Here is a 24,824-nt window from a genome sequence, read left to right as displayed (position 1 = left end):
GTGGTGCCGCACACCAGCACGCGCAGCGGCATGCCCAGTTGGCCCATCTTGATGCCTTCTTCGGCGCAGAACGGCTTGAACAGCTCATGGATGCTGGCTGCAGTCCAGCTATCCAGCGCAGCCAGCTTGTCGGCAAAGCGGCCCATGCGTGCCACGGCGTCGCCAGCCAGGTGCTTTTCCACATCGGCAGCAGCGGCTTCGCGCTTCTGGTAGAAGTAATCCACTTCCAGCGCCAGCGCGTTCAGGTCTTGCACACGCTCTTTCACCAGGGCAATCACGTCTTCGATGGCCGGGCCGCTACTGGTATCCACCCCAGCAGCCGCCAGACGCGGCGCAATCAGCGCAGCCAGACGACTGTTGTCGGCCGCCTTGATGTGTTGGGCATTCAGCCACAGGAATTTTTCCTGGTTGAAACGGCTGGCCGAGGCGCTGACCGCTTCCAGGCTGAACCACTCGACAAACTGCTGCATGTCGAAGAATTCGTCATCGCCATGGCCCCAGCCCAGACGTGCCAGGTAGTTGAGCAGCGCTTCCGGCAGGATGCCCTTGTCGGCGTAGTCCACCACGCTCACTGCGTCACGGCGCTTGGACATCTTCTGGCCGTCCTCGTTGAGGATCATCGGCAGATGGCCATACACCGGCAGCGGTGCATTCAGCGCTTTGAGGATGTTGATCTGGCGCGGGGTGTTGTTGACGTGGTCGTCACCGCGGATCACGTGGGTGATCTGCATGTCCCAGTCGTCCACCACCACGCAGAAGTTATAGGTCGGGCTGCCATCCGGGCGGGCGATGATCAGATCGTCCAGCTCGGTATTGGAGAACTCGATACGGCCCTTCACCGCGTCGTCCCAGGCGACGGTGCCGTCCAGCGGGGTGCGGAAGCGGATCACCGGCTCCACGTCAGCCGGAATGGCCGGCAGGGTCTTGCCCTCCTCCGGGCGCCAGCGGCGGTCGTAACGCGGCTTTTCGCCCTTGGCCTCCTGCTCGGCGCGCATGGTTTCCAGCTCGTCCTTGCTGCAGTAGCAGCGATAGGCATGGCCGGACTCCAGCAGCTGCTGGATCACTTCCTTGTAGCGGTCGAAACGCTGGGTCTGGTAGAAGGGGCCTTCGTCATAATCCAGGCCAACCCAGTGCATGCCGTCCATGATGGCCTTGACCGACTCCGGCGTGGAGCGTTCAAGGTCGGTGTCCTCGATGCGCAGCACGAAAACGCCGTTGTTCTTGCGGGCATAAGCCCAGGAAAAGAGTGCGGTACGCACGCCACCAATATGCAGATAGCCGGTGGGGCTGGGGGCAAAGCGGGTACGGATCATGATGGAATGAGGTCCAGCCGGATGAAGAAAGGCGCTATTGTACGCCGCCAACAAAACAGCCCGCAAATGCGGGCCGGGCAAGCCTCATCCTCCAGCAGGATTCTGCTGGCTCAAATCAGCCCGCCCACGGCTGGCAGCACATCGGCCGGCAGCATCTGCGCCAGCAGCCAGAAGGCCGTGCCGGCCAGCATGGCGGCCATGCCGCAATTGAAGGCACGCAGCCGGCGCGGCGAAGCCAACCAGCGGCGGATGGCCACGCCACTGCCCGCCCACAGCGCAATGCAGGGCAGGCCGACCACCAGGGTGATGGCGGCAAACAGCAGGCCGGCAGTCAGCGGCGGCATGTGCTGCGGCAGGAACACCACGGCAATATTGAAGCCCATCAGCCACACCTTGGGGTTAAGCCAGTTAAACAACAGGCCACCGGCAAAACCCATGGGCTGGCCGGCATCGGCCTGCTCGCCCGCCGTGCCGGCGCGGGCCATGCCCCAGGACAGCCACAGCAGATAGCTGCAACCGGCCAGCGCCAGATACAGCTGCACGCTGCTGATCAGCGCCACCAGATTACCCAGGAATACCGTTAACACCCCCACCTGCAGCGCCAGCCCCAGCGCCATGCCCATCATGGCCGGCAGGGTGCGGCCAAAGCCGTAATTGACCCCGGACGAGGCCAGCACCAGATTATTCGGGCCGGGGGTGATGGACATCACCAACAGATAGGTGACCAGTGCAACAAGATTCATGACAACTCCAGGGTAGGGCTGAGGCGGCAGCACCTGCAGCGACCGGCTTGTGGCCAGCCGGGCAAAGGCGGCAGCGCTATCGGTTTGTGATGTGCACATGGTACGCAAAGGGACTGGACAGTAACAGATTCAGAAAAATACAATTGAGACCGTAACAGTTTGCGACAACGAGAACTGTTATGGTCTGTTCCGGGCAAAATTGTGCCGGGCGGACCACCAGACTGCCATCCATCTGCCCAGCGGAGACGTGTAATGAGCCAGGAGCCGCTGTATCAACAGCTGGTCAATGAGTGGATCACCCTGATCCAGAACGGTGTGGTACGCGCCGGCGAGCGCCTGCCCTCGGTACGCAAGGCCTGCGCCATGCACAAGGTCAGCCCCTCCACCATCCTGCTGACGTATCGCACGCTGGAAGACCGTGGCTTTATCGAGGCCAGGCCGCAATCCGGCTTTTATGTGAAGGCTGCCGCCAGCCTGCCGCTGCCGCGCATGCGCCGCCAGAGCGAAGCCGCACCTACCGGCGAGGTGGTGGACCATATCGAAACCGTGATGCGAGTACAGACCGCTGCTGATTTCATCGACCTGTCGCTGGCCAGCCCGCGCGGCAGCGACTTCTACCCCACCACCCGCTTCAAGCACATCATGGGGCGGCTGCTGCGCCAGCAGCCGGAGCTGACCACCGACTACCCCTTCCCGCCCGGCTCCGAGCGCCTGCGGCGGCAGATTGCCCAGCGTGCGGTCAGCTGGGGCTGCGTGCTGGCCATGGACGACATCGTCATCACCAATGGCTGCTCCGAAGCGCTGCAACTGGCCTTGCGCGCGGTGTGCAAGCCGGGTGACACGGTGGGGCTGGAATCGCCTACTTATTTCTATCTGCTGCCGCTGCTGAAAAGCCTGGGCCTGTCGGTGATCGAAATCCCCACCCACCCCAATAGTGGGCTGTCGCTGGATGCACTGGAATTGCTGCTGTCGGAAAAACGGCTGCAAGCCATCGTGGCCATGCCCACCGTGCACAATCCGCTGGGCAGCACCATGCCGCCGGAAGCCAAGCGCCGGCTGGCGCAGCTGGTCAACGACTACCGCGTGCCCTTGATCGAGGACGCGCCGCATGCCGACCTGCACTATGGCGTGCAGACGCCGGACGCGGTAAAAGCCTTCGACCGTGATGGCTGGGTGCTGCTGTGCTCCAGCTATAGCAAGACGCTGGCACCGGGCTTTCGTATTGGCTGGATTGCCGCCGGGCGCTTTGCCCGCGAGGTATTGCAGCTGAAGTGCGCCAGCTCGCTGGGCCAACCACGCCTGCTGGAAGAAACCCTGGCCGAGTATCTGGAAAGCGGCGGCTACGACCACCACCTGCGGCTGATCCGCCGCCATTTCATGAGCCAGATGGAGCGGCTGCGCGGCACGGTGGCCAGCCGCTTCCCGCAGGGCACCCGCGCCACCCTGCCCTCTGGCGGCTGCCTGCTATGGGTGGAGCTGCCCTCTGGCGTGGACACGCTGGAGCTGTTTCATGCGGCCTTGGCCGAACGCATTACCGTGGTGCCGGGGGTGATGTACTCGGCACGCGGCCGTTATCGCAATTGCCTGCGCCTGTCCTGCTGCTATCCCTGGAATGAAGCCTACGAGCGGGCACTGGTGCGGGTGGGCGAACTGGCATCGGGCATGGGCGACTCAGCGCTTGCCGGGCTGGGCGACTGACAAGGGCAGGCTCGCCGACATGGTCAGGGCAGGTTCTGGCGGTGTCGCCGCACTGGCCGGCAAGGGCAGCAGGATATCCAGATGGTGAATCCCGCCTTCCGGATTGTGATGCACCACCACGACCTTGCCGGCCTGGCCGGCCTGCAGTAGCGCTGGTTCCAGCCCCAGGTCGGCCGCCATGTCTTGCAGCGTGACATTGGCGATGGCGCCGCGCTGCTCCTCACCGGAAAAGCGCCAGTAGTTGATGCGTGACCACAGCACCAGACCGCCACCAAACAGGCAGACCAGCAAGGCATAGCGTCCCAGCACCGCCAGATGACCGGGGAGCTGGTCGATCCGCACCGTCACCGGCAGCAGCTGTTCGCCCCAGATCAGCAAGCTGGCAAAGGCCAGGGCCGGCAGCCACAGATACACCCACAGCAGCCACCACAGCACGGTCAGCAGCCGTGACACCAGCCGCTGCAGCCAGCTCATATTGTGGGCAGCACGGATGATCAGCACATCGGCCAGTTTTTTCATGCGCGTACTCCCCGGTCCGGACTGACCCAGCGTGCACGCTTGCCCTTGCGCCGCAGCACGCCTTGCGGGAAAGCCACCACGGTGGTACCGATATTCAGCAGCCAGTAGGCCAGCGGATACCAGATCATCCAGAAATAGTTCTTGCCCAGATCGACGTCATACTGGCTGTCCATCAGCTTGCTGGTGGCAAACTGCAGCATGCAGGTCACCCCCAGCACCACACCGTGCCAGCCCGGCACAAATGGCGATTCCATCGCCGGCAGCAGGCCGGGCAACAACAGGCTGAGCAGCCAGCTGACAATGATGAAGGCCATCACGTAAGACCACACCACGCTGAGGAAATACTCGGCATATACCGGCCACATGCGGCGGTGCTTCCAGTGGCCGACAATCCAGGCATTGCGCATCAGCGCCTGGGTACCGCCCTTGGCCCAGCGCAGCCGCTGCTTCCATAGCCCGCGCAGGGTTTCCGGCATCAGGATCCACACCAGCGCGCGCGGCTCGAAGCGTACATCCCAGTGCTGCAGCTGGATTTTCCAGCTGATGTCGATGTCTTCGGTCAGCATGTCGTCGCTCCAGTAGCCGGCCTGCACCACCGCCGTCTTGCGAAAGGCGGTAATCACCCCGGACACGGTAAACAGCCGGCCATAAGTGCGCTGGGCGCGCTTGATCAGCCCAATGATGGCGGTGAACTCGCCCACCTGCAGCCGGCCCAGCAAGGTGGTGCGGTTGCGGATGCGCGGATTGCCGGTCACCGCCCCCACCCGGGGCGAACCCTGAAAGTGGCGCATCAGCCATTTGGCCGAATAGGGGTCGAGCAGCGCATCGCCATCAATGCACAGCAGGTATTCGTAGCGGGCCATGGTCAGCGCCGTGTTCAGCCCCACCGCCTTGCCCTGGTTGCTGGCCTGATGCAGCACACGCAGCCGTGGATGCAGCGCCGCCAGTTCATCCAGGATGGCAGCGGTGGCGTCCTTGCTGCCATCGTTGACGGCAATCACTTCGTATTCCGGATAGTCCAGCGACAGCGCGTAGTGCAGGGTTTCGCGCACATTGTCTTCTTCGTTGTAACAGGGCACCACTACGGTGATGGGCGGGTAATCCAGCGGCGGCGGCTGATCCAGCGGCGGGTCTTTGCGTTCGTAATGAAAGTAGTAATGCACGGCCCCCACCATCCACAAATACGCCATGAACAGCGGGTAGAAAAAAGCATAGCCCAATAGCAGTGCCAGAGCGGTGGTCATGATCTGACTCCTTGCATGTGTGCAGCGACAGCGACGATGACCGCCGCTGCGCTGGGGACAGGTGGCCGGCGGCCCTTATTGTTCTGGGTGGCTGCGCATGGAAAATGCCGCCTTGAAATCGGCCAGCCGCGGCTGGTCCTGGAACAGGTCGTCCGGGTAATAGGCAATGTGGCGTGCACCAAGGGTATGCAGCTCCTCCACCACTTCGGCCATTTCCCGGGTGGGAATCGGCTTGCCGCTACGCCAGTCGCGCGCCTGCAATTCGAACACCGTGCGATCCAGCGCGCCGGGCACGGCCTTTACCTTGTCAAACAGCTGGCGCAGCCATTGCCGCGGCTGCGCGGCGTTCTCCATATAGGGCATGGCCATGATGGCTACCCGGTCGTAGTGCTGCAGCGCCGTGACATAGGACTGGGCAAACCAGCTTTCCGTCGCCGGGTTCATCACCACCCCGGCGTAGAGATTGCGGGCGGTTTTCAGCGTGGGCTGCCAGGTACGCACCACTTGCGCCAGCTCCAGTGTGAAATCGTCCAGCAGCTTGATCTTGCTGTCGTTCCAGCGCTGCAGGGCCGCTTCGTCCTGGCGCAGTGCCGGTAATGAATCCGGCAGGCCCATGGCGCGGTTGGCCGTCATGGCGGGGCCACTGACATCTTCCACATCGGACAGGGTGGCGTCGTCATGGAATAGCAGGCCGTCAAACTGCACCGAACGCGCCAGGTCCTGGTAAATCTCGCGGATGGTCTGGCGAGCCTCGGCCGAATACGGTGTCAGCCGGATATAGCCTTGCTGCTCCGGCAGCCCTTGCCGCCCCAGTGCCAGCACTCTTTGCTGGCGCAGCGGGTTGTCACGCGGCAGATCGAAAGCCAGCAGTGGCATCCAGGCGTAGACACGCACGCCGACACGGGTACGCAATTGCCAGGCCGCGCGGTTGAACAGGTCAGCCCGCATCGGCAGGTGACGATTGGGGAAATACAGCGACCGCGCCACGCCATCGCCTTCGGGGTTGGCAAAGGCCTGCAGATAGACCGTGCTGGCGCCCATGGCCTTGACCCGCTCCAGCAGCCGGCCCAGGTTTGCCTCCTGCCGCGCCGGGTCGGGGTCGTAGATATAGTCGAGATCGACATGCATGATGCGGCTGGGCTCGGGGCGTATGCCGTCCGGCCAGGTTTCCAGTTGCTGGAACTGCCAGGCCAGGTCGGCCAGGCTCATATTGGCGTCCAGCAACAGCCGGCGCAGCCCCGCCAGCGGGGTCTGGCGGGTGTTGATCCCCTCGTCCAGGCTCATGGTCAGCGGCATGCCCAGTTCGCCGGCGATGGCCGCCGTTTCGCGGGTATAGCTGCCATAGGGCCAGACCATCACCCGTGGTGCGCGCCCCAGGCGGGCCTTGAGCAGTGTACTGTTGCGCAGCAGATCGGCACGGATGCGCGCCTGGTAGGCTTCCGGGGTTTCATAGCTGCCCGCCTTCCAGGCCAGCGAGGTGAGGGCCGGCTCGCTATTGCCCTGCGGATTGGCCAGTTGGCCAAAATGCTCGGCATAGCTGTGGCTGGCCACCTCGACCAGGCCGCTGGCCTGCATTTCACGGATCTGCGCCCAGCTCAGAAAGGTACTGCGCGGCACCAGGCCATCGCCATAACGCACTTGCTCGCCATCTGCAGCCTCCAGCCAGCTCCCCACCAGCGCAATCAGCGCTGGCGCATGAAAACTGCGCAATACCGGATAGACCTGGGTATAGACGCTGCGGTAGCCGTCATCGAAGGTCAGCAGTACCGCCTTGTCCGGCAGCGGCTTCTTGCCGGCACGGTCGGCCAGCACATCCTCCACGCTGACAAACTGATAACCCTGCCCGCGCATCCATTCCATCTGCCGCACCAGGCTGCGTGCATCCACGGCGAAGGGGTCGTCACTGCGCGCATCCGGCTGCCCTACTTCGTGGTAACACAGGATGATCAATCTGGAGTCAGCCCGCACCGGCGCAGCCAGCGCCAACAGTGAGCACAGGGCCAAGCACATCAGCAAAAACCATTGTTTCGTTTTCATCAGAACCGCCAATCGATATTCAGATAGACCTTGCTGCCAAAATCAGCCTGGCCGTCGTAGGGGTGACGTACCCGGGTGTAGCCATAGCGCAGGCTGGCACGCTCGCCCCAGCGCCATTCCTGCTCCAGCAGCAGCCCCCATACGCCGCCACTGCCATAGCCTTGCTGCTGGTATGTGCCAAGCGTCAGCCCCAGCCGCTGATGCAGGCTGTTGTCGTAATGGCCCCACAAGCGCCAGTCCTGGGTAATGGTGAGGTCGGCTTCGCTATCGCTGAGCGGATTGAAATACAGGGCGGAAGGCGTGTCGCGATTGTGGCTGGTAGCCAGCCACAAGGTGCTGTCCAGCTTGTAGAGCGGGCCGCTATGCCAGCGCTCGGTCCAGCCGCCGCCCAGCGCCTGGCGCAGATTGCCGTCGGACAGCGACAGTTGACTCAGTTGCAGGGAAAACTGGCGGTAGTCATCCACCCGGTAGCCCGCCTGCAACTCGGCCTTGTTGCCACGGGTCTGGCTCAGCCGCGCCTTGAGCGGGGTGTCGGCACTGTTCTGCTCGTAGCGTGCACCGAGAGTCCACTGGTCATCCGGCGTCCAGCTGTAACCGGCAAAGGCGCCTGCCTGCTGCTGGCCATCCAGCCCGGCCAGCACGCCAAACTCGCCACTGCCCTGCACGCTGCGGTATTGCAGCCCCAAGCCGCCGCTTTCATAGCGGGCCGGCTCCGGCTGATCGACATAACTGGCCCGTTGCAGCTGATGCTGGGCAAACAGCCGCCAGTGGCCGAAGGGGGAGGAATACAGCCGAGACAGGGTATCCCAGGCGTTCTGTTCGCTACTGCCCTGGCCGCCGGACAGGTCGCGTCCGGCTTCTACCGTCAGCTCCGGCCGTTGCGACCAGTCGTAGCTGCGCTGCAGCTTGTCCAGTTCAGTCCAGTCCGGCCGCTGTTGCCGCAGTTCACCCAGAATGGCTGCGGCCTGCGGATACTCCCCCGTATCCAGCGCCACGCTGGCCAGCCCGGCGCGGGCCTCGAGCGAGGCCGGGTCATCCACCTGCAAGCGACGGTAAATGTCACCGGCACGGCGCGGCCAGCCGCGCTGCAAGGCCAGCGCTGCCTGGTTCTGCCGCAGTTCGGTATTGAAGGGGGCATCGCGCAGCAATAGCTCAACTTGCTGCCAGGCGGCCTGGGTCTGGTCCTGATAGGCCGCCAGCATGGCCTCCAGCAACAGCACGCGTTGATAGTCCGGATTAAAACTGCGCTGGCCGGCGGCATTGCTACGCACACGCGGCGTGGCCGCACGCATGGCGGCCAGCTCGGCGCGGACGCCGGCAAAGTCATTGCTCTCCAGCAAGGAGTACGCCAGTCCACTGCGCCAGTCCAGCGCCTCGTCCGCACCGGGATTGCCACGGATGGCCGCGCGGTACAAGGGCACAGCGGCTTGCGGCTGGCGCTGTGCCAGATAGGCATCGGCCACCGCAGCAAGACCATAGGCAGACCATGACAAACCGGGATGGGCCTGGTAGAGCTGAATCGTCTCGGCAAAGCGGCCACGCTGGGTCAGCATCTGCAAGCGGTCGTCCAGCACGTGCTTGCGCATGGCGCTGTCGCCAGCGTGCAGTGCATCCAGCAGCTGCTGGTTCAGCGCCAGTGCGGCATCGGTCTGGCCATGCCGCCGGCTGCCGTTTTGCAGGCTCTCCTGCATGCGTCCCCAGCGGCTCAGCGTGGCGGCCTGATCCAGCTCGGCCTGGCGCAGCAGCACAGGATCGGGCCGGTCTTGCTGGCGTAGCGTGGCCATGGCCTGCACCGGCATCCCCAGCCGCAGCTGCACCTCGACCAGCAGGTTTTGCAGCGGTACATCATCCGGATACTGGGCCTGCATACGCTGCAGATAGGCCAGTGCCTCGGTCAGCTGCCCGGCCTGAATCAGCACATAGGCGCGCGCCCGCAGCAGTTCGCGCGCATCGCCGGCCGGTACTGCTGCCTCTGCCTGATCCAGCGTGCGACTGGCAGCCGCCACCTGCCCGGCCTCTGCCTGTGCCATGGCCAAGCCGGCCGTCCAGTCGGCACGGCTCTCACGCTGCAACAGTGCCTGGTAAAGCGCTACCGCCTGCGGGTAGCGCCGGGTGTCACGCGCAGCACGCGCCAGCAAGGCCAGGGTGTCGCTGCGCAAGCCATCATGCGAGGCTGGCAGGCTGGCCAGCGCATCGGCCGGCCGGCCACTCCAGCACAACAGGGTCAGGTAATCGTCGAGCAGGCTGCCCTGCAAAGGCGCAAGGGCGCGCTGTTTTTCCAGCATGGCCAGCGCCGCTGCCGGTTCACCGGCGCGCGCCTTGAGAATGGCAGCCACGTAGTCGGCTTGCTGCCACAGGGGGGTTTCCGCCATCAGGCTGCTGGCCATGCACAAGCCAAGCAGCAGGCTGGACATGCAGTATCGCTTCATTGATTGCCACGCTCGATATTAAATATTTTATTTAAATAGTATTTAACAAAATTTTATATCTCGCCTGCGGGGCAATCAAGTTTTAATTTGTTAATTAAGTATGTTCATCAAATCATTCACCACTGATTTCACGTCCGGCAATTGTCGCTCCAGCCCGAATCGACTATGCTCGGAACAGGCCAGATGGCGCGCCCAGACTGGCTGTCACACCCGATACACCCCTATTTGCGAGCAATGACCTCATGTGCCAGCTACTAGGCATGAACTGCAACACCCCGACCGACATCCTGTTTTCCTTCGAAGGCTTTCACCGCCGCGGCGGCCTGACCGATCACCACGCCGACGGCTGGGGCATCGCTTTTTTCGAAGGCAAGGGCTGCCGCATCTTTCTGGATGACAAGCCCTCGGTAGAGTCGGCGGTCGCCCATCTGGTGCGCAACTACCCGATCAAGTCGCAAAACGTCATCGCCCACATCCGCAAAGCCACCCAGGGCGAGGTCAATCTGGCCAACACCCACCCTTTCATGCGCGAGATGTGGGGCCAGTACTGGATCTTTGCCCACAATGGCGATCTGAAAACCTTCCAGCCGGAAGCCGGCTGCCACTTCAACCCGGTCGGCAGTACCGATTCGGAAGGCGCCTTCTGCTACCTGCTGGAACAACTACGCCGCAAATGGTGCAGCGCACCGCAACTGGACGAGCTGTTTGCCGAGGTCGACCGCCTAGCCGCCGAGATACGTCAGCATGGCGTATTCAACTTCATGCTGAGCAATGGCGAAGTGCTGTTTGCCCACTGTGCCACGCATTTGCACTACATCATCCGCCAGGCACCGTTCAACAAGGCACACCTGGTGGACGACGACGTCACCGTGGATTTCTCCACTGTCACCACACCCCACGACCGCGTGGCGGTAGTGGCCACCCAGCCGCTGACTGACAATGAAAGCTGGACCCAACTGCAGCCCGGCCAGCTGCTGCTGTTCCGCGACGGCGCGCCCTTGCTGGTCAGCTCTGCCGACAGCTGATCCACAAGCAGCGCCACCCGCCACAGCAACACAGCCGTTTCTCGCCAGAAACGGCTTTTTCACATTTGCGCCCCGCCACTTCCGCGTTATGCTGCTGGCAAAGCCCCTCTCGCAGCCATGGATAACAATAGCGCTACAGGAAGACCACATGAGTCGATTCGATTTCAGCCACCCGCCCTTCGACACTCTCAGCCCCAGCGAGCAGCAAACGCTGGAAAAAAACGCCGACATCCAGTTTTTTGCTGACGAGGAATGCCTGCTCAGCCCCAGCGAGCGGGTGGAAGCACTGTATGTGGTACTCAAGGGCAGCGTGCGGGAAATGGCTGGCGACGAAGTCATCACCCTGTACCGCGAGCGCGATACCTTCGATGCCCGCGCCATGGTGGCGGGCCATACCCCGCACCGCTTCGTGGTACATGAGGAAGCACTGGTCTACACCCTGCCGCGCGATGTGGTATTGGCTCTGACCGAGCAGAACCCGCGCTTTGGAGCGTATTTCTATGCCAGCGTGTCGGAAAAATTCGGCAGCATGGCGCAGCGTGCCGGCAACCGCGAACTGCAAACCCTGCTCACTGCCACCGTGCGCGACGTGGGCAGCCGCACCCCGGTATTTGTCGATGGCCACACCAGCGTGCGTGAAGCGGCGGGCGTGATGAAGGAAAAAAAGGTCAAATCGGTACTGGTGCGTCACGACGGCAAGCTGGGCATTTTCACCACCACCGATTTTCGCGACATCGTGCTCAATGAAGTACCGGGCAGCACGGCACTGTCCACGCTGTGCCGCTTCGAATTGCTCACCGTCGATGTCGGCGACTTCCTGTTCAATGCCCTGCTGATCATGACCCGGCGCAATATCCGCCGCCTGGTGGTGACTGATAACGGCGAGGCCATCGGCATTCTGTCGCAAGTGGACATCCTGTCTTACTTCTCCAACCACTCGCATCTGATTGCCCAGCGCCTGGAACGGGCGGACACCCTGGACGAACTGGCCGACATCGCCGGCCAGATCACCCGCCTAGTGCAAATCCTGTTCAGCCACGGCGTCAAGGCCCCGCAACTGGGCCGGCTGGTGCAAACCCTCAATGCGCGGCTGTTCGCCCGCACCTGGCAATTACTGGCACCAGCAGCATTACTACAAAACAGCTGTCTGCTGGTAATGGGCTCCGAAGGCCGTGGCGAGCAGATTCTGAAAACCGACCAGGACAATGCCCTCATCCTGCGTGACGGCTTCAACCACCCAGACCTGCCCGCCATCTGCGAGGCTTTTTCCGCCGCCCTGGCCCGCTTTGGCTACCCGCCTTGCCAGGGGCAGATCATGGTCAACAATGCCGCCTGGCGGCTGACTGAAAGCCAGCTGCAGCAACAGATTCACCAGTGGGTGTATCAACCGGATGGCCACGCACTGATGAATCTGGCCATTTACGTGGATGCGGAGGCCGTGGCCGGCGATGCCAGCCTGTTGGAGAGCAGCCACGACTACCTCATGCGCCAGTTGCGTGACGATGCCAGCTTCTTCTCGCGCTTCGCCCGCGCCATCGAGCAGTTCGACACCCCGCTGGGGCTGTTTTCCCACCTGCTCACCAAGGAGCGCAATGGCAAGGCCGTGCTCGACCTGAAAAAAGGCGGCATTTTCCCGCTGGTGCATGGCGTGCGCTCCTTGGCGCTGGAACATGGCCTGAGCCAGTGCAACACCTTCGACCGCCTGCACGCGCTGGCCGAAGCCGGCCATCTGGACAAGGAGCTGGCCAGCGAAATTGCCGAAGCGCTGTCTTTCCTGCTCACCCTCAAGCTCAGTCAGGGCCTGCAGCAAGTATCGCTGGGCAAGCTGCCGGGTAATCAGATTGAGCCAGACCAGCTCTCCACCCTGGAACGCGACCTGCTCAAGGATGCACTGGGGGTGGTGAAAAAATTCCGCGCCCAGCTGCGCCATCACTTCCGCCTGGGGAGCTTTTGATGCTGGCCCGGCTGAAGCGGCAATGGCAGCGCCGCCAGTTGAAAGATCCGCGCTATGCCACGCTGTTTGAAGAACTGGATGAGGAAGTGGTCAGCGTGGACTGTGAAACCACCAGCCTCAAGGTGCAGGAAGCAGAACTGCTGTCCATCGGTGCGGTGCGGCTGCGCGGCAATCGCATTCTGTCCAGCCAGGCGTTTTATGTGCTGGTCAAACCCACGCGCAAGCTGGAAAGCCGCAATATCAGCATCCACGGCCTGCGCCCGATGGACGTGTCCGAAGGCCTGGATGCCGACAGCGCCGTGCGGCAACTGCTGGACTTCATCGGCGGCCGGCCACTGGTCGGTTATTACCTGGAATACGATGTCGCAGTGCTCAACAAATACGTGCGCGCCATCACCGGCATCGGCCTGCCTAATCGTCAGATCGAAATCTCCGGCCGCTATTACGATTACAAGTTCAAGCAGAACCCGGGAGCCTATATCGACCTGCGACTGTCGGTGCTGAACGAAGACCTGCAAATCCCCGCCCTGCCGCGCCATGATGCGCTCAACGATGCCATCACTGCCGGCATGCTGTACCTGAGCCTGCAACAGCGCGGTTTCGGCTGAGACTGCAGCTTGTTGCGCCATGCAAAAACCCGGCCGTGGCCGGGTTTTCTATTTGCTGCATACGACACCGCCGGAAACTGGGGCGGCTCACAAAACAGCGAAGCGCCCCAGGAGCAAAGAGGCGCAAGGCCGCAGCAGGGCTTTTGTTAGCGGCGCTTAGTAGCCCAATTCCTCGTGCTGGGTCTCCACCTGCTTGCCCGCGCCCAGCGACATCATCAGCAAGGCGATACGCTCGTGCACGATCACGGTATGGCTGTTGCCGGAAAACTGCATGAAACGGCGCAGGTCTTCGCGCACCTTGCGGGAGCCGGTCACGTCGATGATGATGTCAACCTGATCGCCCTGCTCGGCGATCTCGATGAAGTTGCTGGTCACCGGTACACCGCGTTCGCGGGCCAGTTCGATACCGGGCAGACGCAAATCCAGATCAGCCACCCCAACCATCTCGACAAACGGGGCATCCAGCAGTTGCCGGAGCAGCGGGGCACCAGTTACACCCGCGCCTATCATGCCGATCCTGAATTTTTCCATGTCACCCTCGATGCGGCAGATTATGCCCTTAGAATAAGAGTCGACACTCTAGCAGCCAGAACGGTGCGTGGATTTGAGACAAATCAAACTGCATGCAGCCAGCGCGTGGCCCAAGGCAAAATACTGCTGCCAGGCCGGGTGACAGGCAACAAAAACCCGGAGCAAACCGGGTTTGGATAACAGCCATGGCAGGCAGGCGTCAGTGCAGGCTCTGGCGCGACAGGAAGCGCAGATACCCCACGCCCTCCAGCCAGAAGCCGCCATCGGCCAGCGGCGTGGCATCTTCCAGATCGCCAAGCGTCAGCACCAGGTCCTGGCCATCGACATGGGCCTCGAGCACCACATCGTCCTCATCGGCAAACTCTTCCGAGGCGCCGTGCTGGTCCGGCTTGATAAACTGGTTGTTGACCTGAATGTAATCCGACTCATTCAGCAAGCGCAGGATGTTCATGGCAAGCTCCTTGTGATGCAGTTGAGAGACAAGATCACAGCCGACAGTCATCCACCCGATGCGCCCGTCAGCTACCGCAGCACTGTCAGGCCGCCGCAACACCGGTCCGCACCCTCCTTCACAACCAGCCCAGCTCGGCAAACGACACCGCCTGGCTGCCCGTCACCACAAAATGGTCCAGCAAGCGGCAATCCACCAGCGCCAGCGTTTCCCGCAGACTGTCGGTGAGGCTGCGATCCGCCGCCGACGGCTCTGCCACGCCCGAGGGGTGATTGTGTGCCACGATCACCCCGGCGGCATTGTGCTGCAGACAGCGCCGCACCACTTCCCGTGGGTAGACCCTGGTTTCGGTCAGGGTGCCGCTGAATAGCTCTTCCACCGTAATCACCCGATGCTGTGCCGTCAGGAACAACACCACAAACACCTCGACATCACGCCGCCCGATCACCCAGCGCAGGTAATCCTTTACCGCCGCCGGGCTTTGCAGTGCATCACTGAGATTCATTTCCTCGGCCAGTGCCCGCCGCGCCAGCTCCTTGCATGCCATCAGCTGGGCATATTTCGCCGCGCCCAAGCCCGGACAGCGTTCGAAATCATCCAGCCGGCAACCCAGCAGCGCCGCCAGCGAACCGAACTGCCCCAGCAACTGCCGCGCCATGTCCACTGCCGTCATGCCACGAATACCGGTACGCAGGAAAATGGCCAGCAGCTCGGCGTCCGACAGGGCGGCAGCACCTTGTGCCAACAGTTTTTCACGTGGCCGCTCGGCCAGCGGCCAATCATTGATGGACATGAATGTGTCACCCTTACTCTGGTCATAGCCTGTTTGCAGGCAGTCGGCAATCATCATATCCATCGCCCTGCCCGCCACCCGCCTTGCCAAGGGCCAGTTGCAAGCCGCAGCGCGGCTCTGGGCAAAATCCGGTACACTTTCGCCTTTACTGCACAGCACGTTGAGAAGCCCCATGACAGCCAGACGCATCCTGCTTGGCGTGAGCGGCGGCATTGCCGCCTACAAGGCCGCCGAACTGACCCGCCTGCTGGTCAAGGCCGGCCATCAGGTCGAGGTGGTGATGACCGAGGCAGCCACCCGTTTCGTTACCCCACTTACCTTTCAGGCCCTGTCCGGCCATGCTGTCTACAGCGACCTGTGGGACCCGCGCCCGGACAACGCCATGGCGCACATCGAACTGTCGCGCCGCGCCGATGTGTTTCTGATTGCCCCGGCCAGTACCAATTTGCTCTTCAAGCTGGCGCATGGCGTCAGCGACGACCTCATCTCTACCCTGGCCGCCGCGCGGACCTGTCCGCTCATCGTCGCCCCGGCCATGAACCGCCAGATGTGGCAGAACCCGCCTACCCAACGTAATGTCGCCCAACTGCGGGCCGACGGGGTGGCGGTATGGGGGCCAGCCTCCGGCGAGCAGGCCTGTGGCGAAGTGGGCGAAGGCCGCATGCTGGAGCCGGAAGAGCTCGCCGAAATGCTGGAAGGTTTCTTCACCGCCCAAAGCCTGGCCGGCAAGAAAGTGGTGCTGACCGCCGGCCCCACGTATGAAGCCATCGACACCGTGCGTGGCATCACCAATATCAGCTCCGGCAAGATGGGCTACGCGCTGGCCCGTGCCTGCCGTGATGCCGGCGCCGAAGTCACGCTGATTTCAGGGCCTACCGGCATGCCGGCCCCCATTGGCATGACACGCATCAATGTCGACAGCGCCAGCCAGATGCACGATAGCGTGATGCGGGAAGTGGGCCAGGCCGATATCTTCATCGCGGTTGCCGCCGTGGCGGACTACCGGGTGAAAAACCGCTCTGCGCACAAGATCAAGAAAGAAGCCGGCCTGCCGGTGATCGAACTGGAAGAAAACCCGGACATCCTGGCAACCGTCGCAAGTCTGCCGGCGGCGCCGTTCTGTGTCGGCTTTGCCGCCGAAAGCCAGAACCTGCTGGAATTTGCCGAGCGCAAACGCAAGAAAAAACGGCTGCCGCTGCTGGTGGCCAATCTGGCGCAACACGCCATGGGTGCGGATAGCAACCAGGTGGTACTGCTGGATGATGCCGGCGAGCACGCGCTGCCGGACATGCCCAAGCCCGCTGTGGCCAGGGCCATCGTCGAGCACCTGGCCGCCATGCTGAACCGCTGAGTCGCAACCTCCGGACGACATGCCTAGACAAGGCAGGCCAGCGTGCCTGCCTGCCCACTCCTTATTGCAGGAAAACCATCATGAAACCTGTTGTAGACGTCAAAGTGCTGGACCCGCGCCTGCACGACAACCTGCCCGACTACGCCACTCCCGGCTCTGCCGGCCTAGACCTGCGTGCCGCCATCGACAAGGACCTGCTGATTGCCCCGGGTGAAACCCAGCTGGTCCCCACCGGCATGGCCATCCACATTGCCGACCCCAAACTCGCCGCCATGATCCTGCCGCGCTCCGGCCTGGGTCACAAGCATGGCATCGTGCTGGGCAATCTGGTGGGGCTGATCGATTCCGACTACCAGGGACAGCTGTTTGTCTCGGTGTGGAACCGCGGCCATACCGCCTTCCGCCTGGCACCGCTGGAACGCATCGCCCAGATGATCATCGTGCCGGTGGTACAGGTGCAGTTCAATCTGGTGGATGATTTCAGCCAGTCCGAACGTGGCGAAGGCGGCTTTGGCAGCACCGGTCGCAGTTGAAGCAAACCGGGACGTCCTGACTGAAAGCATGGCCGTCCCCAACGTGGAAAAACCCGCCAGCGCTGCATATACTGCATCCATCACCTTGTCATGAATGCCACATCCGTGCCGGCCACCATCATGGAAATGAGCAGGACCTCCCCGGACACCATGCCAACAGGCTCTCCCCTACCGGAAATACTGGGCAGCCTGGTCGAGCTGACCGCCCAGCGCGAACGCAGGACGCTGGAAATCAGCCTGCTGACCACGCTGCGCGAACTGATGCCCGACTGCACCGTGGCGCTCTATAACTGCCGCTGGATCGATGGCCACCCCTGGTGGCGCATCCAGCTGGATCACTCCGACCAGGCCGTGCAGCCGAACCAGCCCTGGGCATTACCCAGCAGCAAGATACTGCGCATCCTGCTGCAGCAGGAAGAACGCCAGCCGGTTTACCAGACCGAAACCGGCCTCTGCGTGCCGCTCTACCAGGTCAACCAGGTGGTGGCCGTGCTGATGCTCACGCCGAATCACGACACGGCAGTCGACCACACCCTGCTGCTGGCACTGGCACGCATTCACGAAAACTTCCTCAATCTGCTGCACGCCTCGGACAGCGATACCCTGACCGGACTCAACAACCGCCGCAAGTTCGACGCCCAGCTTTATACCCTGGTCGCCAGCCAGCATGCCGAACTACCCCGACTGCCCTTTCTCGCCTTGCTGGACATCGATCATTTCAAGCGGGTCAACGATAGCTACGGACATATCATCGGCGACGAAGTACTGCTGATGCTGGCACAGCGCATGCAGCAGTACTTTGGCGAAGAAGACGGCCTGTACCGCTATGGCGGCGAGGAATTCGCCATCCTGTTCCGCGCGGTCAGCGCAGAAAAGGCCCAGGCCATTCTGGAGGGCTTTGCTGAACGCATCTCCAATCAGCCCTTCCCGCAGGTGGGGCAGGTTACGGTCAGCATAGGCTTTACCCAGCTCGACCAGTGCTTCGTACCAGCCCAGGTGATTGATCGCGCCGACAAGGCGCTGTACCACTCCAAAACCAATGGCCGCAACCAGGTCAACCAGTTTGAAGCCCTGCAGCTGCAAGGCTTCGTCCAGCAGGCAGAAGTCGCCAGCGGCGATATCGACCTGTTCTAGCCGCACCCACCACGCTCAGCGCAAGGAAAACGCCTCGTGGTGGAAACGCGGCGGCTGCGGGCGACTGGCCAGCTGGCGTTGCAGACTCTGCCCCAGGCCCTCTGGCCCGCAAAACCACACATCAGCCGCCGTCGATGGCAAGGCCTGCGCAGTCAGCCGCTGGCCATGGTCACTTTCCAGCAGGTGCAGCCGCACCCCCAGCCGCGCGCAGGCATGGCGTAGTTCGTCCAGCCTGACCGCCTCACCGGCATGGCGCACGCAATAAAAGAAATCCACCGGCGCGTGCAATGGCTGCCACTGCGCCTGCAACCAGGCCAGGAATGGCGTCACGCCCACACCACCGGCCACCCATACTTGTGCACCTTGCGCCGCCAACCCTTCCCGCCCACCGGTAAAACCACCATAGGGTCCCTCCAGCACCACTTCGGCCCCCGGCTGCAGCCGGCCGGGCAAGCTGCTGGTGTAATCGCCCAAGGCCTTGATGACAAAGCGCAACTCACCCTGGCCCTGCCAGGCCGATGCAATGGTGAAAGGATGGGCACCTTCCGCGGCATCCAGCCGCAGCAAGGCAAACTGACCCGCCAGGTGACCAGGCCAGCGCGGTACGGTGCAACGCAGCTCCAGCATATTGCCCGGCAAACTCTCCACCGCCGTGATGGTTCCGACATGCCGTTGCAGGCTGCCCACCTTGCGCCGCAGGGAAAGCAGTGCGGCATAGCCGCCCACCAGCAGCAGCAGCGCCAGCAGCCAGCCCAATGGCGTCCACCAGAAAGACAGCGGAATCAGGATGGCGCTATGAAAAGCCCCCATCAGGTATACCGGGGCAAACAGCTTGTGCAGCTTGCGCCAGAAGCCATACGGCACCATGCGCAGCAAGGCGATGATGACCAGGCCCAGCACCGCCCAGGCCGCCCACTCGCCCACCTGCTTGGCAAGGCTGGTCCAGGAAAACAGCTGCGGGCCGCCATGCCGCCCCCTTGGGGCGATCAAGCCCAGCTGGATCAGCCAGCGCGGCGACAGGTCGAGCAGCCAGTGCGCCGACAGCATCAGCCCGGCGGCAATGCCCAGCCGGCGATGCAAGCCGTAGAGCTTGTCCAGCCCGCCCCACAGTTTTTCCAGCCACAGCGGGCGCATGCCCAGCAGCATGCCCAGCGACATCAGCGTGATCAGCTCGACGCCGCTGAGCAGCATCAGCTCGTGCCGCCAGGCGAAGTAATTGTCCGGCCAGGAAATATACAGCCCGTGACAAAACAGAAAGGCCAGCGCCATCAGCAGCATGACTGTGGCAAGGGGATGGGTTTTCCAGCTGAATCGCTTCATGCCCGGCGTCCTTGTTCTATTGATGCCAGACATTGAAACGCCCGCAGATGAAGTACTGCTTAAGCGGACAGGGGAAAATGTGTTTTTGTAATAAGCCGGCCATGGCATTAACAATGATTAGCAATTTGCCGCCAATGCAAGCGGAATCACTGGACACTATTGACATCCGCCCCTGCAGCCCCATTTAATGCCCTACTTCACTACGCCGTACATTTTGCAGCGTCTCACTTACCCTCCCACACAGGAAAATCTCATGGCCATTATCGTTAACGGCGTCGAAATCACCGAAGCCATGGTGCAGGCTGAGCAGGAAAACCACGCAGACGCGCCCAATCCGCGCGATGCCACCGTACAAGAACTGATCCTGCGCGAACTGCTGCTGCAAAAAGCCAAGGCCGAAGGCCTGGATGCCGCCAATCCGAACGCAGCCATCGGTGCCCTGCTGGAAAAGGAAATCCAGGTTGAGCCGGTGGACGAAGCCACCTGCCGCGCCTTCTACGACGAATTCCCGGAACGCTTTGCCAGCGGCGAATCCGCCGTGGCCAGCCACATCCTGTTCCCGCTGGGTGCTGGCGACGAGCTGGGCAATATGTTGGCCAAATCCAAGGCCGAAGGCGTGCTGGCCGAAGTGCAAGCCAACCCGGCCCGCTTTGCCGACCTGGCCCGCGAGCACTCCACCTGCCCGTCCGGCCAACAAGGCGGCAGCCTCGGCCAGTTTGGCCGTGGCCAGATGGTGCCGGAATTCGAACAAGCCGTATTCAGCACCGAAGCCGGCCAGATCACCCCGAACCTGGTGCAAACCCAGTTCGGTTTCCACATCATCCAGGTCAACGAACGTACCCAGGGCGGCCAGATCGGCTTTGACGACATCAAGGAACGCCTGCAGCAATACCTGACCCAGATGGCCGGCAACAAGGCCATGCACGAGTATCTGGCCGGCCTGGTACAAGCCGCCAAGATCGAAGGCTATAGCATGCCGGCACTGTAAGCTGTTCGCGCAGAGCCGCAGCCATGAAAACCGGGGTTTCCCGGTTTTTTTACGCCCCAACATTAAACAAATAACATTAACAGTTTTCAAATATTGCAACTAAACCAGCAGCCTGCTAGGCTGATGCCGTCGGGTTGCATCAACCCAAGCACACAGGGAGAAAAAATATGCACCTTATCTGGTTTCTGCTGGTCGGCATCATCGCCGGCTGGCTGGGCAGCTTGCTGGTAAAGGGCGAGGGGCTTGGCCTGTTTGGCGACATGGTGGTCGGCATCATCGGTGCCTATCTGGGAGGCTTTTTGTTCCGCAGCCTGGGAATTGGTGCCGGCGATGGCATGGTGGGCAGCATCATCGTGGCGACTATCGGTGCGGTGGTACTGCTGCTGATGGTAAGGCTGGTCAAACGCAGCTAAGGCCGGTTGCTCTGGGAAACGAAAATGGCCCTGACGGGCCATTTTCGTTGTGTAGCTAAAGCGGTGCGCGGTGCGGCTGAAGCAACGCGTCCATCACAGCGTCCCGGCCCCGCTGCCAACTGGCCAGCGCCAGCACTCAGCGTGAATACACCAGCCCGCCATCCTCGCTCTGCAAGGTGCCGGCCACCGGCAGCAGCGTCAGCTGCTGAAAGGGCTGCGGCGCAATCTGGCTGATATCATCGATGGCGAAGGCTGCCAGTCTGGCCTCGGCCCGGGTGGCCGGGATGGCAAACCACTGCCATTCCCCCTTATCCCCTTGCCGCCGCAAGCCCGCACGCGCCCAGGCTTCGCCAGCCGGCACCTGCACGATGGCATCGCCGCTACGATCGCTCACCGCCTGCCATTGCTTGCCACTGGCACTTTCAAACATCACTTCCATGCCGGCAGCCGGGCCCACCCGCGGCATGCCGACTATCGCCACCCAGCTGCCAGCTTCTGCTGGCTTGCGGATATTCAGCTCGTCTTCCTCAAACAGCCGAAAGCGCGGAGAGCCCTGCGGGGATGCCGCCTGCAACAGCACTTTGCCCCCCTCCACCCGCCACTTGCCCTGGGCGAACTGATCGACTGCGCCATAAGTGAGCGACCATTCAAAACTGGCATCCGGCCGCAGCAGCAACTCGCCGCCCACTTCACGCACATTCTTCAGCCAGTAATGGCCAGCCAACGCGGCCTCATCCAGCTCGGCCGCCCCCGCAGAGGACAGGCAAGCCCAGGCCAGCATCACGCTGGCCAGCAGGCGGGATAGCAAGTATTTCATCGATCACTCCCGGCAACTCATGGACAAAGGCTGACAATAAGCCGCCTGGCCGGTAATGACAATGCACTAGTGTCGGTAATGTTACCTGGCCAAAACCTCAGCCAAGCTGCGGCACAGCCAAGCCACGCGCTACAGCTGGCCGGGCAACAAAAGCCGCCAGCACGCGCTGCACCTCGGCAAAATCGGCATAGCCCACCAAATCACCTGCGCCGTAGCGCTCTACCAGATTGCGCACCCAGGGCAGGATGGCGATGTCGGCAATGGTGTAGTCATCCCCCATGATCCAGCTCTGCCCTTGCAGCCGTGCATCCAGCACACCCAGCAAGCGACGCGATTCCGCCACATAGCGGTCACGCGGGCGCTTGTCCTCGTACTCCTTGCCGGCGAAGGCATGGAAGAAGCCCAACTGGCCAAACATCGGCCCCACCCCACCCATCTGGAACATCAGCCACTGGATGGTTTCGTAGCGCCGTGCCGGATCAGCCGGCAGGAATTGACCGGTTTTTTCGGCCAGATACAGCAGGATGGCGCCGGATTCGAACAAGGCCAGCGGCTGACCACCCGGTCCGTGCGGGTCCAGAATCGCCGGAATCTTGTTATTGGGATTGAGAGACAGGAATTCCGGGCTGAACTGGTCCTGGCTGTCAAAGCTGACCCGATGCGCCTCGTACGGCAGGCCGCACTCTTCCAGCATGATGGATACTTTCACGCCATTGGGAGTGGGCAGCGAATAAAGTTGCAGCCGGTCCGGGTGGCTGGCTGGCCATTTGCGGGTAATCGGGTAGAGGGAAAGGTTGGTCATGGTGGAGCCTTTGCACTTGGAAGATGGTGGGATCAAGCGGTGGACTGAGACTAGAGTGTAACGGGAAAGCCGCCTGCGCTTAATGTCAGGATATTGAACGCTGTGTTTTTACAAGGGATCGGCCGACCTGCTCCGAACTACGTGCCGCTCGCTTGCCCGGCTAAAGGCAAATCAGCCCAAAGCAGCTACGCGGCGGGCCGGTTATGGTCAGGTACCCATTCCCTCATGCCGCTAACCTCGCACAATGATAGTGCTGCCCGCCATAGTCACAGCAAAGCAGCCCAGAAAAACCGGACAGCTACCCCCCTGTCCGGCAGCTCTGGCAAGCTAACGACTCGGAAAAATCATGGCAGCAGGTACCTGCGTAGTACGCTTTGCCCAGGGGTAGTAAACCAGTGCAGTCACCAGCAGGCCTACAATCCAGGAAATATCCGTGTTACCCAACAGCTTGACAGCAAAACCGGTATACATGGCCTGACTGATAAATGGCACTTGCGACAGAATACCCACACCGTAGCTAATCAATGCCGGCCTGTTGTACGCGCCATAGCGCCCATCTGCCCGGTACAAAGCAGGGATATCTACTCTTTCGCGGGAGATCAGGTAGTAATCGATCAGATTGACCGCACTCCATGGCACAAAAGCCACCAGCAGCAGCAAAACGAAATTCTTGAAATTAGCCAGGAAATCATGACTGGCAAACACCGCCAAGACCACGCTCAGCATGATGAACAGCGCGATCACCAATTGACGCGTTCTGGGCGAGTAACTTCTAGCGCCATTCATGCCGCTGACAATGGTGAGCGAACACATGAAACCACCGTAAGCATTCAGGCAATTCACCGTCAATTTACCGGCCACAATGGCAAAATAAATCACCATGGCCAGTGCCGGACCAGCCAACTCGCCCATAAACCCCACCTGATTCTTGATGAAGGAACCACCGGCTCCAGCCACCAGCACACCGAAGGTCATGGCACATTGCGCACCGATGGCCGTGCCGAGGAAAACCGGCCAGAAAACCTTCCCGGTAGGTGTATCCGCAGGCAGATAGCGCGAGTAATCCGCCACATACGGTGCGAAAGTCAGCTGCCAACCAGCCGACAACGACATCGCCAGCAGCAGTTGGCCAATATCGCCATCCGGGCCAGCCAGCAAGGTGTCCAGCGGGTGCGCGGATAGCAAGCGCCAGGCCAGAAAGCCAAAACCGGCAACACTCACCACGCTGGCAATGCGCCCCAGCTTGTGAATCACATTGTAACCAGCAATGGCGATCACTCCGGTAATCACGCCGAACACCACCATCCCCACCGGCGAACCATCGGTGCCGAGAATGCGGTTGATCGCCTGGCCAGACAGCACTGTGCCTGTAGTGGCAAAACCCAGATACATGAAGATGGCCAGCAGCAAGGGCAAGGCCGCACCTTTCACGCCAAACTGTACCCGGCTGGTAATCATTTGCGGCAGACCCAGCCGAGGCCCCTGTGCGGCATGCAGCGCCATCACGGCACCACCCAGCACATTGCCAAGCAATAGCCCCAGCAATGCAGTGATGCCGTGTACGCCAAACACGACAGCCAGTGCGCCATCCACAATCGCAGTGATCTGCAAATTTGCGCTAAGCCACAGGGTAAATTGCTGAAACGGTTGACCGTGACGTGCCGAATCTGGCACCCAGTCGATGGAATACTTGTCTTGCATTCATGTCTCCTTTGTCGTCAGACCCTGTCCGTTTTTTATCTGGTGTCCGCTGCAGGGGTGGTTAAATGTATATTCATTTACGCAAATATGAATATACATTTAATGCAACAGCATGAGCACTGTTGCTTTCTACACACAGGAAACAGCCAGGCTGCCGCATCGGGAAAAGCAGAGAGATAACACGAGACCAGGCGCTGTCCGCGCGAGCCGACACGGGCGGGAGCCGCGAACTTGGTTTTATCTTTTTATGTCGCCGCGAAGAACACCGGGCGAGTATCCGCTCACACGGATGATGGTTTGCCTGCCGCTTTCCGCGCGGCGAACGGAAAAGCATGGCCTGTGGCTCCGCGCCGGGTCCCGTCACTGCTGCGGCACGGCTGGAGCGGGAATTCGACGCGCTGCGGGTCGCCTTTTCTTTGG

The 24,824-nt window shown here is 61.8% G+C and carries 22 protein-coding genes; 9 read left to right on the top strand and 13 right to left on the bottom strand.

The genetic code is table 11. From position 1 onward, the window contains the following. Both gltX and EAY64_RS18640 read right to left on the bottom strand, forming a co-directional pair. The coding region (gltX, locus tag EAY64_RS18645; protein WP_103526219.1) for a glutamate--tRNA ligase at positions 1-1,313 on the bottom strand (1,313 nt) is incomplete at its 3' end. A 110-nt stretch (positions 1,314-1,423) separates the two neighbouring features. Beyond that, the gene (locus EAY64_RS18640; protein ID WP_103526218.1) at positions 1,424-2,056 is read right to left on the bottom strand and encodes a LysE family translocator; all 633 of its coding nucleotides are present in this window, start codon (positions 2,054-2,056) and stop codon (positions 1,424-1,426) included. A 252-nt stretch (positions 2,057-2,308) separates the two neighbouring features. Between EAY64_RS18640 and EAY64_RS18635 the strand changes: the two genes are divergently transcribed. Continuing rightward, positions 2,309-3,754: an aminotransferase-like domain-containing protein gene (locus EAY64_RS18635; RefSeq protein WP_103526217.1), complete on the top strand. Its 1,446-nt coding sequence runs from the start codon at positions 2,309-2,311 to the stop codon at positions 3,752-3,754. Here EAY64_RS18635 and pgaD read toward each other — a convergent pair. The 4 genes from pgaD to pgaA all read right to left on the bottom strand — a co-directional run bounded on the left by pgaD (position 3,728) and on the right by pgaA (position 9,968). After that, positions 3,728-4,273 (bottom strand): poly-beta-1,6-N-acetyl-D-glucosamine biosynthesis protein PgaD, encoded by a 546-nt coding sequence (gene pgaD, locus EAY64_RS18630; RefSeq protein WP_103526216.1) that lies wholly within the window; start codon positions 4,271-4,273, stop codon positions 3,728-3,730. The two genes, EAY64_RS18635 and pgaD, sit on opposite strands and share 27 nt — an antisense overlap. Beyond that, positions 4,270-5,517 carry a poly-beta-1,6-N-acetyl-D-glucosamine synthase gene (pgaC, locus tag EAY64_RS18625; protein WP_103526215.1) on the bottom strand — a complete coding sequence of 416 codons (1,248 nt, stop codon included), beginning with the start codon at positions 5,515-5,517 and terminating at the stop codon, positions 4,270-4,272. Before pgaC ends, pgaD begins: the two co-directional genes overlap by 4 nt. 75 nt (positions 5,518-5,592) lie before the next feature. Beyond that, positions 5,593-7,554 (bottom strand): poly-beta-1,6-N-acetyl-D-glucosamine N-deacetylase PgaB, encoded by a 1,962-nt coding sequence (gene pgaB / locus EAY64_RS18620; protein ID WP_103526214.1) that lies wholly within the window; start codon positions 7,552-7,554, stop codon positions 5,593-5,595. Then, on the bottom strand, positions 7,554-9,968 hold the full coding sequence (gene pgaA / locus EAY64_RS18615) for a poly-beta-1,6 N-acetyl-D-glucosamine export porin PgaA (RefSeq protein ID WP_158604733.1): 2,415 nt from the start codon (positions 9,966-9,968) through the stop codon (positions 7,554-7,556). The genes pgaB and pgaA overlap by 1 nt, the downstream gene beginning before the upstream one ends. A 257-nt stretch (positions 9,969-10,225) precedes the next feature. Between pgaA and EAY64_RS18610 the strand changes: the two genes are divergently transcribed. The 3 genes from EAY64_RS18610 to EAY64_RS18600 all read left to right on the top strand — a co-directional run bounded on the left by EAY64_RS18610 (position 10,226) and on the right by EAY64_RS18600 (position 13,570). Next, positions 10,226-11,008 carry a class II glutamine amidotransferase gene (locus EAY64_RS18610; RefSeq protein ID WP_103526212.1) on the top strand — a complete coding sequence of 261 codons (783 nt, stop codon included), beginning with the start codon at positions 10,226-10,228 and terminating at the stop codon, positions 11,006-11,008. Between the two features lie 148 nt (positions 11,009-11,156). After that, a complete protein-coding gene (locus tag EAY64_RS18605; protein WP_103526211.1) occupies positions 11,157-12,962 on the top strand; it encodes a putative nucleotidyltransferase substrate binding domain-containing protein in 1,806 nt (601 codons plus the stop codon). Further along, positions 12,962-13,570: a 3'-5' exonuclease gene (locus EAY64_RS18600; RefSeq protein ID WP_103526210.1), complete on the top strand. Its 609-nt coding sequence runs from the start codon at positions 12,962-12,964 to the stop codon at positions 13,568-13,570. The genes EAY64_RS18605 and EAY64_RS18600 overlap by 1 nt, the downstream gene beginning before the upstream one ends. Before the next feature lie 156 nt (positions 13,571-13,726). On the opposite strand, the gene EAY64_RS18595 is transcribed toward EAY64_RS18600, so the two are convergent. The 3 genes from EAY64_RS18595 to radC all read right to left on the bottom strand — a co-directional run bounded on the left by EAY64_RS18595 (position 13,727) and on the right by radC (position 15,345). Further along, the gene (locus tag EAY64_RS18595) at positions 13,727-14,101 is read right to left on the bottom strand and encodes a Gfo/Idh/MocA family oxidoreductase (protein WP_059286423.1); all 375 of its coding nucleotides are present in this window, start codon (positions 14,099-14,101) and stop codon (positions 13,727-13,729) included. Positions 14,102-14,300: 199 nt separating this feature from the next. Further along, positions 14,301-14,552 (bottom strand): hypothetical protein, encoded by a 252-nt coding sequence (locus tag EAY64_RS18590; protein WP_103526209.1) that lies wholly within the window; start codon positions 14,550-14,552, stop codon positions 14,301-14,303. 118 nt (positions 14,553-14,670) lie between these two features. Then, positions 14,671-15,345: a RadC family protein gene (gene radC / locus EAY64_RS18585; RefSeq protein ID WP_103526220.1), complete on the bottom strand. Its 675-nt coding sequence runs from the start codon at positions 15,343-15,345 to the stop codon at positions 14,671-14,673. A gap of 172 nt (positions 15,346-15,517) precedes the next feature. On the opposite strand from radC, the gene coaBC reads away from it, so the two are divergent. From coaBC to EAY64_RS18570, 3 genes are all read left to right on the top strand, one after another. Next, complete coding sequence (coaBC, locus tag EAY64_RS18580; protein ID WP_103526208.1) at positions 15,518-16,696, top strand: bifunctional phosphopantothenoylcysteine decarboxylase/phosphopantothenate--cysteine ligase CoaBC; 1,179 nt, start codon at positions 15,518-15,520, stop codon at positions 16,694-16,696. Positions 16,697-16,776: 80 nt separating this feature from the next. Continuing rightward, a complete protein-coding gene (gene dut / locus EAY64_RS18575; protein ID WP_059286425.1) occupies positions 16,777-17,229 on the top strand; it encodes a dUTP diphosphatase in 453 nt (150 codons plus the stop codon). Positions 17,230-17,319: 90 nt separating this feature from the next. Then, positions 17,320-18,363 (top strand): diguanylate cyclase domain-containing protein, encoded by a 1,044-nt coding sequence (locus tag EAY64_RS18570; protein ID WP_103526207.1) that lies wholly within the window; start codon positions 17,320-17,322, stop codon positions 18,361-18,363. A gap of 15 nt (positions 18,364-18,378) precedes the next feature. Here the strand turns inward: EAY64_RS18570 and EAY64_RS18565 are convergent, their stop codons facing one another. After that, positions 18,379-19,683: a ferredoxin reductase family protein gene (locus tag EAY64_RS18565; protein ID WP_158604732.1), complete on the bottom strand. Its 1,305-nt coding sequence runs from the start codon at positions 19,681-19,683 to the stop codon at positions 18,379-18,381. A 253-nt stretch (positions 19,684-19,936) separates the two neighbouring features. Between EAY64_RS18565 and EAY64_RS18560 the strand changes: the two genes are divergently transcribed. Together EAY64_RS18560 and EAY64_RS18555 are read left to right on the top strand one after the other, a co-directional pair. Then, positions 19,937-20,671 carry a peptidylprolyl isomerase gene (locus EAY64_RS18560; RefSeq protein WP_103526205.1) on the top strand — a complete coding sequence of 245 codons (735 nt, stop codon included), beginning with the start codon at positions 19,937-19,939 and terminating at the stop codon, positions 20,669-20,671. 167 nt (positions 20,672-20,838) lie between these two features. Further along, positions 20,839-21,084, top strand: a complete 246-nt coding sequence (locus EAY64_RS18555) for a GlsB/YeaQ/YmgE family stress response membrane protein (RefSeq protein ID WP_103526204.1) — start codon at positions 20,839-20,841, stop codon at positions 21,082-21,084. Positions 21,085-21,220: 136 nt separating this feature from the next. On the opposite strand, the gene EAY64_RS18550 is transcribed toward EAY64_RS18555, so the two are convergent. From EAY64_RS18550 to EAY64_RS18540, 3 genes are all read right to left on the bottom strand, one after another. After that, complete coding sequence (locus EAY64_RS18550) at positions 21,221-21,901, bottom strand: hypothetical protein (RefSeq protein WP_103526203.1); 681 nt, start codon at positions 21,899-21,901, stop codon at positions 21,221-21,223. 97 nt (positions 21,902-21,998) lie between these two features. After that, complete coding sequence (locus EAY64_RS18545; protein ID WP_103526202.1) at positions 21,999-22,703, bottom strand: glutathione S-transferase N-terminal domain-containing protein; 705 nt, start codon at positions 22,701-22,703, stop codon at positions 21,999-22,001. Positions 22,704-23,030: 327 nt separating this feature from the next. Beyond that, positions 23,031-24,404: a purine-cytosine permease family protein gene (locus EAY64_RS18540; protein ID WP_103526201.1), complete on the bottom strand. Its 1,374-nt coding sequence runs from the start codon at positions 24,402-24,404 to the stop codon at positions 23,031-23,033. Between the last annotated feature and the right edge of the window lie 420 nt (positions 24,405-24,824).

The organism is Aquitalea palustris (assembly GCF_003693445.1).
Lineage (GTDB): Bacteria > Pseudomonadota > Gammaproteobacteria > Burkholderiales > Chromobacteriaceae > Aquitalea > Aquitalea palustris.
This window is presented reverse-complemented; position numbering and strand designations above follow the sequence as displayed.

Excerpts from the sequence above, each read along its gene's own strand:
- EAY64_RS18570 (WP_103526207.1), top strand. The coding sequence starts at position 17,320 with ATGAATGCCACATCCGTGCCGGCCACCATCATGGAAATGAGCAGGACC.
- EAY64_RS18610 (WP_103526212.1), top strand. The coding sequence starts at position 10,226 with ATGTGCCAGCTACTAGGCATGAACTGCAACACCCCGACCGACATCCTG.
- EAY64_RS18600 (WP_103526210.1), top strand. The coding sequence starts at position 12,962 with ATGCTGGCCCGGCTGAAGCGGCAATGGCAGCGCCGCCAGTTGAAAGAT.
- EAY64_RS18590 (WP_103526209.1), bottom strand. The coding sequence starts at position 14,552 with ATGAACATCCTGCGCTTGCTGAATGAGTCGGATTACATTCAGGTCAAC.
- EAY64_RS18550 (WP_103526203.1), bottom strand. The coding sequence starts at position 21,901 with ATGAAATACTTGCTATCCCGCCTGCTGGCCAGCGTGATGCTGGCCTGG.
- EAY64_RS18540 (WP_103526201.1), bottom strand. The coding sequence starts at position 24,404 with ATGCAAGACAAGTATTCCATCGACTGGGTGCCAGATTCGGCACGTCAC.
- radC (WP_103526220.1), bottom strand. The coding sequence starts at position 15,345 with ATGTCCATCAATGATTGGCCGCTGGCCGAGCGGCCACGTGAAAAACTG.
- pgaC (WP_103526215.1), bottom strand. The coding sequence starts at position 5,517 with ATGACCACCGCTCTGGCACTGCTATTGGGCTATGCTTTTTTCTACCCG.
- pgaA (WP_158604733.1), bottom strand. The coding sequence starts at position 9,968 with ATGTCCAGCCTGCTGCTTGGCTTGTGCATGGCCAGCAGCCTGATGGCG.
- EAY64_RS18545 (WP_103526202.1), bottom strand. The coding sequence starts at position 22,703 with ATGACCAACCTTTCCCTCTACCCGATTACCCGCAAATGGCCAGCCAGC.
- EAY64_RS18555 (WP_103526204.1), top strand. The coding sequence starts at position 20,839 with ATGCACCTTATCTGGTTTCTGCTGGTCGGCATCATCGCCGGCTGGCTG.
- EAY64_RS18605 (WP_103526211.1), top strand. The coding sequence starts at position 11,157 with ATGAGTCGATTCGATTTCAGCCACCCGCCCTTCGACACTCTCAGCCCC.
- dut (WP_059286425.1), top strand. The coding sequence starts at position 16,777 with ATGAAACCTGTTGTAGACGTCAAAGTGCTGGACCCGCGCCTGCACGAC.
- coaBC (WP_103526208.1), top strand. The coding sequence starts at position 15,518 with ATGACAGCCAGACGCATCCTGCTTGGCGTGAGCGGCGGCATTGCCGCC.
- pgaB (WP_103526214.1), bottom strand. The coding sequence starts at position 7,554 with ATGAAAACGAAACAATGGTTTTTGCTGATGTGCTTGGCCCTGTGCTCA.
- EAY64_RS18565 (WP_158604732.1), bottom strand. The coding sequence starts at position 19,683 with ATGAAGCGATTCAGCTGGAAAACCCATCCCCTTGCCACAGTCATGCTG.
- EAY64_RS18595 (WP_059286423.1), bottom strand. The coding sequence starts at position 14,101 with ATGGAAAAATTCAGGATCGGCATGATAGGCGCGGGTGTAACTGGTGCC.
- EAY64_RS18640 (WP_103526218.1), bottom strand. The coding sequence starts at position 2,056 with ATGAATCTTGTTGCACTGGTCACCTATCTGTTGGTGATGTCCATCACC.
- EAY64_RS18635 (WP_103526217.1), top strand. The coding sequence starts at position 2,309 with ATGAGCCAGGAGCCGCTGTATCAACAGCTGGTCAATGAGTGGATCACC.
- EAY64_RS18560 (WP_103526205.1), top strand. The coding sequence starts at position 19,937 with ATGGCCATTATCGTTAACGGCGTCGAAATCACCGAAGCCATGGTGCAG.
- pgaD (WP_103526216.1), bottom strand. The coding sequence starts at position 4,273 with ATGAAAAAACTGGCCGATGTGCTGATCATCCGTGCTGCCCACAATATG.